The 14,116-nt window shown below is 54.5% G+C and carries 12 protein-coding genes; 7 read left to right on the forward strand and 5 right to left on the reverse strand.

The window, feature by feature from the left end; genetic code table 11:
* The first annotated feature begins 138 nt into the window (after window positions 1–138).
* Both HY913_11865 and HY913_11870 read left to right on the forward strand, forming a co-directional pair.
* Window positions 139–885, forward strand: a complete 747-nt coding sequence (locus HY913_11865) for an ATP-binding cassette domain-containing protein (GenBank protein MBI4963964.1) — start codon at window positions 139–141, stop codon at window positions 883–885.
* A 595-nt stretch (window positions 886–1,480) separates the two neighbouring features.
* A complete protein-coding gene (locus HY913_11870) occupies window positions 1,481–3,118 on the forward strand; it encodes an AMP-binding protein (GenBank protein MBI4963965.1) in 1,638 nt (545 codons plus the stop codon).
* 463 nt (window positions 3,119–3,581) lie between these two features.
* On the opposite strand, the gene HY913_11875 is transcribed toward HY913_11870, so the two are convergent.
* Together HY913_11875 and HY913_11880 are read right to left on the reverse strand one after the other, a co-directional pair.
* The gene (locus HY913_11875; GenBank protein ID MBI4963966.1) at window positions 3,582–4,349 is read right to left on the reverse strand and encodes a sulfite exporter TauE/SafE family protein; all 768 of its coding nucleotides are present in this window, start codon (window positions 4,347–4,349) and stop codon (window positions 3,582–3,584) included.
* Complete coding sequence (locus tag HY913_11880) at window positions 4,346–4,957, reverse strand: HAMP domain-containing protein (GenBank protein ID MBI4963967.1); 612 nt, start codon at window positions 4,955–4,957, stop codon at window positions 4,346–4,348. Before HY913_11880 ends, HY913_11875 begins: the two co-directional genes overlap by 4 nt.
* A gap of 225 nt (window positions 4,958–5,182) precedes the next feature.
* On the opposite strand from HY913_11880, the gene HY913_11885 reads away from it, so the two are divergent.
* The 5 genes from HY913_11885 (at window position 5,183) to HY913_11905 (ending at window position 10,051) form a co-directional block, all read left to right on the forward strand.
* On the forward strand, window positions 5,183–5,968 hold the full coding sequence (locus tag HY913_11885) for an enoyl-CoA hydratase/isomerase family protein (GenBank protein MBI4963968.1): 786 nt from the start codon (window positions 5,183–5,185) through the stop codon (window positions 5,966–5,968).
* A 265-nt stretch (window positions 5,969–6,233) separates the two neighbouring features.
* A complete protein-coding gene (locus HY913_11890; GenBank protein MBI4963969.1) occupies window positions 6,234–6,590 on the forward strand; it encodes a hypothetical protein in 357 nt (118 codons plus the stop codon).
* Between the two features lie 360 nt (window positions 6,591–6,950).
* Window positions 6,951–7,949 (forward strand): ABC transporter ATP-binding protein, encoded by a 999-nt coding sequence (locus tag HY913_11895; GenBank protein MBI4963970.1) that lies wholly within the window; start codon window positions 6,951–6,953, stop codon window positions 7,947–7,949.
* Between the two features lie 189 nt (window positions 7,950–8,138).
* On the forward strand, window positions 8,139–8,720 hold the full coding sequence (locus HY913_11900) for an FKBP-type peptidyl-prolyl cis-trans isomerase (GenBank protein MBI4963971.1): 582 nt from the start codon (window positions 8,139–8,141) through the stop codon (window positions 8,718–8,720).
* A 428-nt stretch (window positions 8,721–9,148) separates the two neighbouring features.
* Window positions 9,149–10,051 carry a TIGR01777 family protein gene (locus tag HY913_11905; protein ID MBI4963972.1) on the forward strand — a complete coding sequence of 301 codons (903 nt, stop codon included), beginning with the start codon at window positions 9,149–9,151 and terminating at the stop codon, window positions 10,049–10,051.
* 21 nt (window positions 10,052–10,072) lie between these two features.
* On the opposite strand, the gene HY913_11910 is transcribed toward HY913_11905, so the two are convergent.
* The 3 genes from HY913_11910 to thiL form a co-directional block, all read right to left on the reverse strand.
* Window positions 10,073–11,662: a PAS domain S-box protein gene (locus HY913_11910; protein MBI4963973.1), complete on the reverse strand. Its 1,590-nt coding sequence runs from the start codon at window positions 11,660–11,662 to the stop codon at window positions 10,073–10,075.
* Window positions 11,663–11,808: 146 nt separating this feature from the next.
* The gene (locus HY913_11915; protein ID MBI4963974.1) at window positions 11,809–12,636 is read right to left on the reverse strand and encodes a tetratricopeptide repeat protein; all 828 of its coding nucleotides are present in this window, start codon (window positions 12,634–12,636) and stop codon (window positions 11,809–11,811) included.
* A gap of 354 nt (window positions 12,637–12,990) precedes the next feature.
* Window positions 12,991–13,992, reverse strand: coding sequence for a thiamine-phosphate kinase (gene thiL / locus HY913_11920; GenBank protein ID MBI4963975.1), 1,002 nt, complete (start codon window positions 13,990–13,992; stop codon window positions 12,991–12,993).
* Window positions 13,993–14,116 lie beyond the last annotated feature (124 nt).

A 14,116-nucleotide genomic window follows, 5' to 3' on the forward strand; every position in this document is an offset into this window, starting at 1 on the left:
TATATCATGCCCGCCGTACAACCGTTGCTGTCAGCAACGTTTGCACGGCGGGACAGGACATAGAGCTTTTTAGAAAGGGCCTGCGGAGATTCTTCTATAGAGGTCTCATTCGCAGATTCTTTGGTGCGGGAATCCATCATGCTGGAATTGTCAAATCTAATGGTCTTCTATGAGAACGCCCTGGCGCTGAACGACTTCAACATGCGAGTGGAAGCCGGCCAGATTGTGGCTGTGATAGGCTCGAACAGTGCCGGCAAAACCACGCTGATGAACACCGTTTCAGGGCTCATAATAGATACCAAGGTGAAAGAACAACGCAAAGGCGGCGAACGGATAACCGTATACGGAACAGTTACCCTTGACGGGGAGGACGTCACCGCGCTGTACCCCAACGAGAGGGTCCGCCGCGGCATGGTCCTGTGTCGAGAGCGCCACCCCATCTTTCCCGAGTCCGATCTTGTGGAAAACCTTAGAATAGCCGGCTATCTGCGGAAGAGATCGCAAGTGCGCGAGATGATAGATTATGTCTTCCAACTTTTTCCCACTCTGGTGCGTCTCAAGACGCGTAAGGCCGGGTTCCTGAGCGGCGGTGAGCAGCAGATGCTCTCAATCGGGATGGCCCTTATCGTGAAACCGCGCCTCCTTCTCTTGGACGAACCGCTGCTGGGGTTGAGCCCTGTCATGCAGAGCACCCTGATCGATGCCATAAAGAAAATCAGGACCGAAACCGGTCTCACCATTGTCATCGCAGAACAGTTCGCTCGTCCCATACTACCGATGATCGACCACGGATATATAATAGAAAACGGCATGCTGACCATGGAAGGCAGCGGAATGGAGCTTATGGACAACCCCGAAGTCAAAGGGGCCTACTTCGGCGTGTAAACGGAAGATAGGAAAGCTATTGAAAAGGCTTGCAGGAGGAAACTTTTTGCAAAAAGTTTCCCCCTACACCCTCTTCAAAAACTCCCATATCTTGGGCCCTAGCGCCTGGCGTCGCTAGGGCCGAGGAAATCATAACCCTAGGTCTCGAAGACGAGGTGAGGGCTTTGAGCGGACTGGTCTAGGAAGGTCGCAAACTCGCGGAGCAAAGCGACGCAGCTTGCCCAGATGGCGTTTTTTGGGAGGGGTCTGGGGACTTAGGCCTTAAAATAAGCTGTTGTCCCGGAGGGACATCCCGATAGTAGCCCGGCGATTTATCGCCGGGAATGAGGGGCCAAAAGAACCTTCAGCGTCCCCGAGGGGCGTCCGAAGGATCAATCCTTCGGACGCCCCTCGGGGACGCTGAACTGAATCATTCCTAACCGTTCACCCGGCAATGAATTGCCGGGCTACTATCATGGAGCCCCGCTGGGGCTCACAAATCCAGGAGGCTTGTTATTTTAACGCCTATGGTATCCGGGGAACTTCTTTTCTAAGCAAAAAGAGGGTTCACCGAAAAATCTCAACACGGCTGTTAAAAACGGAGGACTCTGAATTAATGTTGCCTTCGGCACAACCGAGCATTTTCAAGGCGTTTGAAGCCAATGCTGCGAAGTATCCCGATAAGACCGCTGTGTCGTTTCTCGGGACACAGTTCTCTTACAAGGATCTTTTGAGGTTGGCAGAAAAGTTCGCCGCGGGCCTTGCCGCTACAGGCATGAAAAAGCGCGATCGCATAGTCATGTACATCCCCAATTCCGCACAGTTCGTGGTCTCTTGGCTGGGCATACAGAGATTAGGAGCCGTGGCTGTGCCCATTACCCCGATCTACACGTCGTTCGATCTGAAGTACATAGCCAATGACACGGGGGCCCGCGGGGTTGTATGTTCCGATCGCAACTTCGGGTACGTAAAACAGGCGATGCCTGATACCGGCATAGAACGCGTGTTCGTCACCAATCTGGCAGACCTGCTTCCCTTCTGGAAGCGTGCATTTGGCATTCTTGCGGACAAGGTGCCTCGGGGCAAAGTCGAGAAAGCGCCTTTCGTCAGCCTTATGAAGACTATGGTTACCTCGTCCCATCCGCCCGCTCCGGACCCTGCAAGTCAGGAGGAGGACATTGCTGAAATCCTCTATACCGGTGGCACTACCAAACATCCCAAAGGTGTGCCCATAACTCACGGGCTGTTTCTTGTTTCCTCCGAGGAGCAGCTTGCTGTTCGAGACCCTCTTTTCCCCAAGGATAAAGACGTAATCATGGGAGGGGCGCCGCTGTTCCACATCCTCGGGCAGACATGCAGCCTGTCGACCGTGGTCGTCGGAGGCGGCACCGTGGTCGTTCAACCCAGGGTGAACCTCGATGCGATCTTTGATTCCATCCAGAGACTCAGAGCCACTACCCTCATCGGCGTGCCCGCGTTTTACCGGATGATCCTCGAACACGACCGAGTGGACCAGTACGACCTGTCTTCCTTGAAATACTGCTTCTCCGGAGGGGATGTTCTCCCCGTGGAAGTGGCAAGGCGCTGGAAAAGCCGCTTCGGGCTGGACATTTATCAAGGCTACGGCGCGACGGAGACCTGCGGCGGAATCGTCATGTGCCCCACAGATCGAGAGAGTCCACCCCTGAGTATGGGAATAAAAATGCCCAGCAAGCATATAAGGATACTGGAACCGGGCGGAATGGAGCCGGTAAAGGAAGGCGATCCCGGCGAGATGGCGGTCTCGTCAGACAAGATGGTTCGCTCGTACCTGAACAAACCCGAAGAGACGGAAGCTTCGTTTGTAGAGATTGACGGTCGGCTGTGGTACCGAACGTCAGATATAGTCCGTAGGGATGAGAACGGGTTCCTTTACTTTGTGGACCGCGCTGTCGATACCATCAAACACAAGGGCTACCGCATTTCAGCATCGGAAATCGAGGCCGTGCTTCAGGAGCATCCCGCGGTGATCGAGTCCTGCGTTGTGGGTATCCCTGACGCCAAAGTGGGAGAGCGCATCAAGGCTTTCGTGGTCCTAAAAAAAGACGTAAAAGGCATCACAGGTTACGACCTGTTAAAGTGGTGCCGCGACAAGCTCATTCAATACAAAATCCCGCAATACATCGAGTTTCGAGACATGCTCCCCAAATCCAAAGTCGGCAAACTCCTCCGACGAGAAATCCGCAGCGAAGAAAAGAAACGCCTGGAGACCTAAGAAGAAGAGGGGGAAGCGAAGGGAAGGAAAGGGGAGGGAAGCGAAGAGGAAATGCGCGGGGAGAGCCCTTTTTGTAAAAACTGCTGCGCGCAGGGCGATAACCAGCCTTTATGCCGCCGCGGCCTTAGCGAATCGAGGGGTCCATCGAAGACAGATATGGCCCCGCGCCGAGTGGCCCCGCACCCCTCTCCCAAAAACTTTATTATGCCTTTTTCCGGGCTGCGCCCGGAAAAAAGGATAAAAGTTTGCCGCGTCTTTTCAAGGCGTGCCTTTGAAGAAATCCTGTCTGTCAAACTAACGGGCAATAATTGTAGCCCATGTGGGGCAGGCTTTCCAGCCTGCCATTCGCGAAAAGGCAGGCTGGAAAGCCTGCCCCACATACAAAGTCTCAAGATGCCTCGGAATCCCAGCCGTCTTCGTCTAACCGATCCGGATCTATCTCAACCTCCCCCAGTCAATGCCATCAATGTCCTCCCGGAATATTGAACATCATATGTATTCCCGCGAGGGACAGGCCGAAGATGAATATTTCTTTAAGCGTCTGATCGGGTATTCGGCCGGCCAGCCGCGGACCTATTTGCCCGCCCAAAAGAACCCCCGGCAGTGCCCAAAGTACCAGGCCCGCGGAGAATTTGTCTCCTATTGCAACGTGTAGTATCGCAGCCAAGGTGGCATTGGCGGCCATGACAATCAGGCAGGCCCCCATCGCGGATTCCATGTTCAGTCGAAGTCGATTGCGAAGGATAGGCACCAGGAAGTCGCCCACACCCATGGACAAAAGGCCTGTCAGGACAGCGAAGACCGTGGACAGCCACAGATACGGCGCGGTCCGGCGAAAAGAGACTTTCTTCACGAGCGAGGTCTCGAAATCGTCCTGTGTGGAAACAAAGACCAGAGCCAGAGCCAGGCTGAGGACCCCTAAAAGGAAAACCAGGTAGTCCGCGGATACCAGTTTGGACAGCCATACGCCTATGGGAACACCGATGAATGCAGCGGCCGCCAAGTACAAAGACAGTCCCAAGTCGGTCTTTTTGGCTCTGATCACCGCCAGGCTGCCCGATCCCATGCCCCCCACCTGAATCACCAATGAGGTCACCACAGCCTTGGAAGGGTCCAACTGGGCCACAAGTATCAGGTAAGGCATCCAAAGTATGCCGCCACCGAATCCGACCAGCGTGGCCAGAGTTGCAATGATAAAGCCCGCGGGCAGGGCCATCCACTCACCAGTCATCGGTTTTCTTTCACCTCCGATGCGGCCAATGGAGCGGGAAACAGTTTGAACTCCTCCAGAATTTCGTTGAATCCGGCCAGCGTATCCTCTATTTCATCGAGCTGATCACGGCCCGCAGGATCGTCTTCCATTCGAGCCCGAAGTTTTTCAAGTTGAGGCTTAACGGAAGACTCCACGGACAGCCCGAGGGCCACAATCTCTTGAATATTACTGGTCAACCCGTTGATCGTTTCTCCAACAAGGCCTATCTCGTCCCGTCTGTGAATCTTGATAGTCCTGCTGAGATCGCCTTCAGATATCGCCCTGGAATGTTCCACCATCTTCTGAAGGGGACCGGTGATCCTCCTGATAAACATGACCAGAACAATCAAGGTGACGACAGCTTGAACGACGCCCATCAGGAACGCCTTGTTCCGTAAAGATTCCATCCGGTGGCGCACGTTCTCGACTATGGTCGAAGCCGAGGCAACAGACTCGGTCACCGTCTCCGGGCCAGGGGTGGCTTCTCGTATGGCCCACACAAATTCAATTGTTATGAGGAGTGACGCGGCCGCAATCAGGCCAAAATAAGAGAGCATTTTTCTCTCCAAGCTGTAACGTTTTTCCATGGCGGATCTCTCCCCAATCGGATTCTAATGAGACACGGAAAGCCTGATAAGCCCTTTGTATAGTCCCGTGCATGTAAAATTGCAAGGCCGGCCCCCGGCAATGACGATTGGAGGTGAAGCGATTTCCTCAAAACAAATGATTACCTCGCCGTGGTGGTTCATCATTCCTTGCGGCCGGACAATCTGTTATTATTGCGTCGATTGCAGAACCCCGGAGGGACTGAAATGGCAGAAGCGGTAAAAGCGATTCTGTGCGGCGAGATAGCCACTGTTTTGTTGGACCGCCCCAAAGCATTCAATGCCTTTGACCTGGACACCATAACCGTATTCGCGGAGCATCTGATCAACTTGGCGGCTGATGAGACGATCCGAGGCGTTGTGATCTCCGGTCAAGGCAACGCATTCTGCGCGGGCGGTGACCTCAAGTGGGTGAATAGCTGGCCCGACGGTCCTGCCGCAGCTTTCCACAATTTGGCGGCACGCTACCATCAGGCTATCCTTGAGATTCGGCGCATGAGGAAGCCTGTCATTGCTGCAATCAACGGGATTGCCGCGGGCGGTGGATTCTCGTTGGCGCTTGCTTGCGATTTTCGAGTCATGGCAAAGTCCGCTGTTTTCAGGCAGGCTTACACTTCCAATGGACTCTCCATTGATGGTGGAGGAACATTCACTCTTCCAAGGCTAGTGGGCTTGGCCCGTGCGTTTGAGATTGCAGCCTTCGATCAGCCGATCTCCGCGGAACAGGCACGGAAATGGGGCTTGGTCACCAAGGTAGTGGAAGACGGTAAAGCCTTGGACGAAGCGATATTTATGGCCGAGGTGTTGGCTCAGAGGTCGATTCAATCGTTCGGGTACGCGAAACAGCTTCTGACCGATTCGTTCAACAACTCCTTTGAGACTCATCTGGAGCTTGAGCGAGCAGCGCTTCGCTCCTGTGCCGCTCATGCCGAGGGGAGAGAAGGATTGACCGCGTTTCTTGAGAAGCGTAAGCCAGTTTTTAACCCGCAGTAGCTGTAATCAGTAACCATTCAGTCTTTGGAGGCAAAAATCCCCCCTCGCCCCCCTTTAGAAAAGGGGGGTAAGAAGTCGATGCCAGTTCCCCCCCTTAATAAAGGGGGGTTAGGGGGGATTTTGGGAAAACGGATGAAGTCTGATTCGCTGCAATTCTTCTCCTTCCCCCGCGTAACTGAACGATTACTGTAATCATGCGCATTGACTTGCAAGAGGTCTTTTATTATACCGTTCAGGTCAGAAATGGAATCCCGGGAGGAGCCGCATGACCGATAATCCGGGCGACGGCACACAAAAAAAAGGTCGATCAAGGGTATATTCCGCAGTGCTGTCGCTGATTTTCCCCGGTCTGGGCCAAATGGTCCGCGGGCGGTTCTTTGCCGGAATATTGTTTCTCCTCAATGTCGTGCTCTACTTCATACCTCTGTTCATTACCCATAACGTAGAATACGATATTCAGACGCCTTCGCTGCTGATTGCGGTCGGTGTTTGGGTATGCTCCGCGCTCGATGCGTTCCTTTACCGAAGCTCTTTCCTTGTGCTCGCTCTTCTGGTCTCTTTGTTCTGCTTTGGGACAGGGTTCTTCGGGGCCTTTTTCATACTTCCCCATTTGGATATCTGAGCAAGTCGAATAGTCGGAAGTCGCGGCTGGTTCATCCTTCCGCGGATGGTGCAACGCGCCGAGTTCTTGTGATTTTGCCCCCGTGACTATACTATAGCGGTTGGCAAAATCTTTGTCCGAGACGGTGGGTCAGTCAAGTCTATCTCCGGCCCATGCGATCGGCGGGCACGGCCCGCCCTACGATTGGGCGACACGCCTCCTGTAGGGCGGGCCGTGCCCGCCGTAAAACAGCGCTGGACAACGAATATCGTGGAAGTCGCGGGCTTCCGACAATAGCCCGGACGCGTTCCGGACACAAAATCCGGAAATGGATATATACCCGACGGAGACAACTTTGCACTGCCCCGGGAACATGAAGACATGGCTGATCAGCTTCTAAAAATAGGGGGCCTTAAGACTATCTTCCCTTCGGACGAGGGAATCGCAGTCGCCGTGGATCATGTGGATCTGAATTTGCGGCCAGGCGAGACGCTTGGCCTGGTAGGCGAATCCGGTTGCGGTAAGAGCGTCACGGCGCTGTCCATCATGCGGCTCGTTTCGCCTCCGGGGAAAATAGTTTCGGGAGAGATTTTCTTCGAAGGTAAGGACCTGCTTCGGCTTGAAGAATCGAAGATGCGGGAGATCCGCGGAGACGATATCTCGATGATCTTTCAGGAGCCCATGACTTCTCTCAACCCGGTTTTCAAAGTTGGAGACCAGATAGCAGAAGTTTTTCGGGTGCATCGGGGAATGAGCCGCTCGGAGGCTCGCGCGGCCTCGGTAGATATGCTCAGGAAAGTCGGGATTCCGTCTCCCGACAATAGGGTTGATGATTATCCCCATCAGATGAGTGGCGGGATGCGCCAGCGGGTGGTGATAGCGATGGCGCTGGCCTGCGATCCGAAGCTCATGCTCGCGGACGAACCCACCACTGCCCTGGACGTGACCATACAGGCGCAAATCCTCGAACTGATGAACAACATCAAGAACACAAGGGGCACCGGGATCATCCTGATAACGCACGATCTGGGGGTCATCGCGGAAATGGCCGACAGGGTCGCAGTCATGTACACCGGAATGATAGTTGAAGAGGCCCCGGTGAAAGATCTCTTCGAATCGCCCCAACACCCGTACACAATTGGTTTGCTGAAATCCATACCCAGAATAGAAACAGGAGCGGCAGCGCAAAAATATCGACTCCACGTGATTTCCGGCATGGTCCCCGATCTGCGGCATTTGCCCGAAGGCTGCACTTACCAGGATCGATGCCCTGAGGTGCAGGAGATATGCAAACAGCCGCCTGTCCTTGAAAAGAAGACTTCAGGGCATTTGGTGAGATGTTGGATGCGCGATCCAGCCCCCAAACCCGACCAACACTAGGTTGTGTTCAAATAGTGAATGGTCTGTTAGGTCCGGCACGGACCTGAGCAAACTCAGGTTCATTACACCCAAAGGCCGATCCTGATTGGCTGTTGGGTGCCACTGACCTGGGCACCAGGTCAGTGCTGATTTGGACCGAGGTCTTCTTCACCGTTTGAAAGCGACGTTCTCCTCGGAGGAAAGAAACTGATGGATGACAAGATAGCTAAGACCCAACACAAAATTGAGGACTCCAAGTCTTACGTCAAGATAAGATACTCGGTTCGAGTGGCCAACGGTCGGGTTCTCAAAGGGGCCGGTGAACCCGAGGTCATGGACTTCGTAACCGGGTACCGCCAGGTCGTCCCTGGTCTGGAACTGCGTCTACTTGGACACGAGGTCGGCGACAAGCTTTCCTTTTCGGTCCCGCCCGAAGAAGCCTTCGGCCCCCGACATCAGGAACTGGTCATAGAGAAGAGCAAGAGCGACTTTCACTTCCCGCCTGGTTGGGAGCCATATCCGGGAATGGAACTGCCCCTGCTTACCGGTGGCGACAACGCGCCTGACACGGTGATCATTCGGGAGGTGCGGGAGGACTCCATTGTTATTGACGCCAACCATCCTTTGTCCGGTGCAACCCTCGAATACGACCTTGAGATAGTGGAAGCGCGTCCCGCGACATCTTCGGATATGTGCTCCGAATGGGACGAACAAAAGAGTGGGGATGAGGAACCTTGTTGCTCGTCTCCGCATCAAATAATTCTGGGAGCACAAGACCCGGAGGTCAATTAATAGACAATTCTCACGGCACTCAAATGCCACTTCTAATTGGATTGAATACCTTGCTCGGTTCTTTTCGACGCCTGACTAGTTGGAGTTGACGCGGGGCGAGAGGTGAAACCGGGTCTTGTAGGGGCAGGCCCCCGGAGGCTGTCTCAGAACTGAGGATTTCACCGGCCGGTCGGTAGGGGCGGTTCGTGAACCGCCCGAAATCAGGGCGCTTCTCGAAGCGCCCCTACCCAGAAATGTATCCATTTTAGGGTTTTGAGACAGTTTCCCCGTGCCTGCCCTGAGCCGGGCCGCAGACCCAGCCGAGGGCGGACGCGGGGGTCCGCGCCGTACATTTGATCGGAGCCCTCTGAACAAAACGTGGTAATGGCAGATGGGCTGAGCTAAGTGAATAATCCAATTCTAATTAGTAAGGGTGGGGAGCGGGCGCAATGAGAGTCTTCATAACCGGAGCGAATGGTTTTGTGGGAACAAACCTGAGCCGGTTCTTTTTGGCAGCCGGCCATGAGGTGACAGGCCTGGTTCGTAACGAACAGGCGCGGGCCAAGCTTCCTCCGAAGGTTTCCTGCGTGATGGGAACGCCCATGGAACCTGGTGCATGGCAGGAGTCTGTCGCGGGCCACGATGTTCTGATCAACCTGGCCGGTGCAACCGCATTCAAGCGGTGGAATGCAGCTTACAAGAAGCTCCTCAGGGACAGCCGCTTGCTGACAACCCGCAATCTCGTGGACGCGATTCCGTCATCCTCCCGCGTGACCCTTTTCAGTACGTCAGGAGTGGGGTATTACGGCTTCACAGAGGACGAAGAACTGGATGAGAGCGCCCAAGGGGGCCACGATTTCTTTGCCGTTTTGGCGCGGGACTGGGAAGCTGAGGCTTTTAGGGCACGCAAAAGAGGTGTCCGCGTAGTTACTACCCGGTTTGGCGTGGTGCTCGGAAAGGACGGCGGGGCTTTGGCTCAAATGGTCCGGCCCTTCCGCTTCTTTGTGGGGGGGCTGATCGGCAGCGGGCGGCAGTGGGTTTCGTGGATCCACATACGGGATTTGTGCAGAGCCTATGCTTTTGTGGTGGAACACGCGGATATCCAGGGTCCCGTCAATTTCGCGGCTCCCGGCCCGGTCCGGAATCGCGACTTTGCGCAAGCCATAGGCAAGGTCCTGGGACGGCCCTCATTCATGCCAGGACCAGCCTTTATGATAAGACTGGTCCTGGGAGAGTTCGGCTCGATAATCCTCGAAGGACAGAGGGTAGTTCCCGGTGTCTTACTCTCGAAGGGGTTCTCCTTCGACTTCCCTGAAATTGAAAAGGCGCTTAGAGATTTGCTGTCAAATTGAAGTAATACGATGCCTGTGAGTTCAAACTGTGGCGTGCGGCGCAGGGCTGTCATAAAAGCACAATTCATTCTGCCTGTCCGTTTCGGTGAGAGGAAGCCAAATGGTGAAGACCGTGCCATCCAGATCAGATCTCACTGAGATAGAACCGCAGTGATCCTCAACGATTTTCTTTGTCACCGTCAACCCGAGTCCTGTGCCCTGTTGTTTTGTAGTATAAAACGGGTTGAAAATCTTCTGAATGGCCTCAAAAGGAATCAACGGGCCGGTGTTACGAATTTTCATTTCAAAATAGCCGGCAGAGGCAAGCTCCCCGGCCTTCAAGGCCTTGTCGCTGGGAATAGAGACCCCGGTCTCCAATTCTATCGCCCCGCCGGAAGGTGAAGCCTCAATAGCATTGGAAAGCAGATTCAGCACGAGTTGCTGAAAACGGCCCGGATCCAGGGGAATCTCACCTATCTCAGGCCCGAGACTAACTCTTAGGTCAAGTCCTCGCTCTCGAGCGCGGCCCTCGGTAATTCCCAGAATGTATTCGATCAGTTCGTTGGGGTCCATCTTTTGAAGGTGGATGTAGTTGCGCTTTGTGAAGTCGATGAGGCCGTCCAGAATTCTTTCGAGCCTCTGAATTTCAGTAATGATGATTTCAGTGTATTGCTTTTGCTTTTCCACATCAGGGAACTGGCCCGATTCAAATTGCCTGGCCATTCTTCGGGCGAAACCACCCACGATTGCCAGGGGCTGTCTGAGTTCGTGCGCGACCTCCGCAGTGTGTTCCTCTACGGCTTTGCACTTGCCCGATTGAACGATATGTTCATAGAGTTCGTCTATGATCTTTATCTTCTCGACCAAAGCTTCCTTTGAAGCTTTCAATTCCTCTTCGAGCCGTCTTCGAACCGTGCGGTCACGCATCACCCCTTCGAATCCCATGGACCGGCCATCGTGACCGGACGAGGCCTTGCAGCGGATTCGAGCGAACTTCCGTTCACCTCGCACGTCCAAAATGGCTACTTCTTCGTCCCAGATCGCTTCGGGTTCCATCCGGAGCATGCTGTCAAGCAGGTCTCTGTCCTCGGGAACAACGTGGTCTCGGAGAGGCGTTTCAAGTATGTGGTGAACCGGGTATCCCAGAAATTTCTCTATCTGAGTGTTAACAAAGGTGAATTTTCCCATCTCATCCAAAGAAAAAATGACATCCGGCACCTGTTCCACGAGATTCCGGTACAGCCGTTCCGAATCCTTGAGCCATTCTTCGGTTTTTCTGCGGTGAGTAGTGTCGACGGTCAATTCACTTGCCCCGATAACTTGCCCTGATTTATTTCTGATGGGCGTCGCTGTGTGTTCGAGCCAGACGAGCCGCCCGTCCTTGTCATATCTCATGCGTTCGGAAACTGCCCTCTCTTCGCCGTCAAAAACCCTTTGCACCGGGCAGTCAGTGCAGACTTTGTCTATCCCGGCCATAAACCGGTGGCATACTTGGCCGACGGGATCCCCGAAAACGCTTTTCAGGAGATCGTTGGCGTACAGCACCGTAAAAGTCTTGTCAATCTCCCAGAACATTTGACCGGCAGCATCGAGCAGCCTTCCGAATCTTTCCGTGAGAGAGACGTCAGACACTACCAGCCCTCCGGCAGCCCTGGTCGCGTTCCGGGCGCAACGCGCAATTCAATCCTACGCCAATTATTATCATGATTGAACTCATTGTCCAGAGTATTAATGGCCGACTTTGAGGGGAAATCGCCGGAAACCGGCTGTGTATGGGCCTAAAAGCCTCTCTCGGACGCCTCGGCGGTCTTCGAGGAGTGCTTTTGCAAGGCCTTTCGGAGTCGGGGCTCATCCTTAAGGGTGTAAAAAAGGCTTTTCTCATCGGAAATGTCTTTTTCCAGTCGTGCCGCGTACTTTTCCGGGTTTACCTTCAGGGCGTTCTCAAGATACCTGTAGACCCTGTCCTCATCGTTGAGCGCGAGATAAGAATATGCCATGAGATAGGAACCCAGGCCTCTGTCCTCGTCGCGCTCGTACTTTGCCAGGTCCTTGTGCATGCGTTCGGCCTGGACCAGCACTTTTCGTGCCCGGTCGGGTTCGTCCATTGCCACGAAGGTCCTGGCAATGAACACGAGGTATAATGGGTTCTTCTGCGATTCGCCGGCTGCCTCTCGGTAATAGCCCAGTGCCACCTGAGGTTTGTCCGCGGAAAAGTAAAGGTTTCCGATGTTGGCCAATACCTTGGCCCTGTCTTCGGCCGTTTCCGCGAATTCAAGGGCACGCTCGAAATTCTTCATGGCTAGGGTGTGGTCGCCGATATTCTTGTAGCATACGGCAATAGCATTGAAGCCGAAGAAGTCCTCAGGTTCTTTCACCACGTAGCGTTTGAACGCGTCAATTGCCTGATCGAAGTCCTTGTCCTTTGCTAGACGCATCCCCGCTTCTTTCCAGTCTTGTTCTCGTGGGGAGAATTTTCCCGAAAAGACTTTGTCCAGTTCAAAGGGGACACCAGTCCGCACAGGCTTTTTGGCGCAACCGCCTGCCAGGATAAGTGCGCAAAGCCCCAGAAGGCAGCCTCGAAGAAACGATCGGGGCTTGCTGCTCATTCCATTGCCGACGCGGTTTTCAACAACAAGAGTGATTCCGGGCGAGCCGATGCGAGGATCACATGGTGAGACGGCCCTGTTGAGATCAACTGGTGGGCACTGCATCACAGGCCTAGCAGAGGTGTTCGAAAAGACCGTCATGTATTCGTGATCGCTAGATCGGATCTTCAATACCCACCACGATCATTCGGACACTCAGCCGATGCTGTCCGCGTCCTTTTCATTCCGCCCGGGAATTGTCCCAAGACCCGGATGGCCTATTACAACAAGGCGACGGACCACACAATACCTAATCGTCATTTTTCTGGCAAGCCCGCGAGCTTTCTGCGAGAAACGTCCAACTGGACCGCTGTATTATCTGAAATGGTCCCAGCCGCCCCAAGTCAGGGCTTCCCTCCGGCCGTCCGACCGCTCCAGAGACATGCTGTCCCCGCGGACAAATTCCCCGATAGGGAACAGGTCTAACGCGTTCGCCCTGAAGTTATCCTGCAAATCCGCTAACTTGTCCGGTTTGACAGCAGCGAGCAACACATAGTCCTCTCCGCCGTTCAAGACCCACGCCAAGGGGTCCTTTCCCAATGAGACTCCTGCACGGATCAGGTCATCACTTATGGGAAGCCGTTTCTCGTAGACCACCGCGGCGAGGCCCGAGTCGCGGCATATGTGGCCCAGGTCGGAAGAGATGCCGTCGGAAACGTCGATTGCGGCTGTACACGCGCCTGAGGTGGCCAGTAGACGCCCCTGGAGGATGTGTGGCCGGGGTTCCAAATGAGCCCGTGTCAAGACGCGGGATAGCTCTCCAGGAAGATCGGGAGAGTGGAGCAGAACGTCACAGCCCGCGGCCGATAACCCGGCGGGGCCCGTAAGCACAATAATGTCGCCTGCATTCGCCGTGTGGCGAAACAGCACTTGGTCAGGGGCCACTGTGCCTGTCAGAGCTATATTGATCACCAGGTCGCTCTTCGATCCTGTAGTGTCGCCTCCGAGCAAGTTGACATCGTAGGCCCTCGCCATTTCCGCCATACCGCGATAAAGGCCGTCGAGCCACTCCACTTCGAGGTTGTCGGGAATGGCGATGCTGATAAACGCGTCAAGCGGTGTGCCGCCGCATGCGGCAATGTCCGACAAGTTGGCTGTGAGAGCCCTCGCTCCGATTATTTCGGGTGAGGCCCATTGTTTCAGAAAATGGACCCGCTCCACCAGAAGATCAGTGGTGACCAAGAGGTAATTGGGTCCGTCCACTGATATCACGGCGCAGTCGTCCCCTATTCCCTTGACCACACCCTTGGTTCGGATGTTGCCCAACGGCGCGATTCTGTCTATGAAGCCGAATTCACCTATGTCTTTGAGTTTCATTATGGTGCTCATGCGTGCGAGATGATGTCGCGGATGTTTATGATGATAACTGGCGGGCACGGCCCGTCCTACGTTCGTACTTCCCGGCCTGTTTCCTGGTGGTGTAGGGCGGCCTGTGGCCGCC

Source organism: Desulfomonile tiedjei, assembly GCA_016212925.1.
GTDB lineage: Bacteria > Desulfobacterota > Desulfomonilia > Desulfomonilales > Desulfomonilaceae > JACRDF01.

Excerpts from the sequence above, each read along its gene's own strand:
- HY913_11915 (MBI4963974.1), bottom strand. The coding sequence starts at position 12,636 with ATGAGCAGCAAGCCCCGATCGTTTCTTCGAGGCTGCCTTCTGGGGCTT.
- HY913_11865 (MBI4963964.1), top strand. The coding sequence starts at position 139 with ATGCTGGAATTGTCAAATCTAATGGTCTTCTATGAGAACGCCCTGGCG.
- HY913_11875 (MBI4963966.1), bottom strand. The coding sequence starts at position 4,349 with ATGACTGGTGAGTGGATGGCCCTGCCCGCGGGCTTTATCATTGCAACT.
- HY913_11885 (MBI4963968.1), top strand. The coding sequence starts at position 5,183 with ATGGCAGAAGCGGTAAAAGCGATTCTGTGCGGCGAGATAGCCACTGTT.
- HY913_11900 (MBI4963971.1), top strand. The coding sequence starts at position 8,139 with ATGGATGACAAGATAGCTAAGACCCAACACAAAATTGAGGACTCCAAG.
- HY913_11905 (MBI4963972.1), top strand. The coding sequence starts at position 9,149 with ATGAGAGTCTTCATAACCGGAGCGAATGGTTTTGTGGGAACAAACCTG.
- HY913_11880 (MBI4963967.1), bottom strand. The coding sequence starts at position 4,957 with ATGGAAAAACGTTACAGCTTGGAGAGAAAAATGCTCTCTTATTTTGGC.
- HY913_11870 (MBI4963965.1), top strand. The coding sequence starts at position 1,481 with ATGTTGCCTTCGGCACAACCGAGCATTTTCAAGGCGTTTGAAGCCAAT.
- thiL (MBI4963975.1), bottom strand. The coding sequence starts at position 13,992 with ATGAAACTCAAAGACATAGGTGAATTCGGCTTCATAGACAGAATCGCG.
- HY913_11895 (MBI4963970.1), top strand. The coding sequence starts at position 6,951 with ATGGCTGATCAGCTTCTAAAAATAGGGGGCCTTAAGACTATCTTCCCT.
- HY913_11890 (MBI4963969.1), top strand. The coding sequence starts at position 6,234 with ATGACCGATAATCCGGGCGACGGCACACAAAAAAAAGGTCGATCAAGG.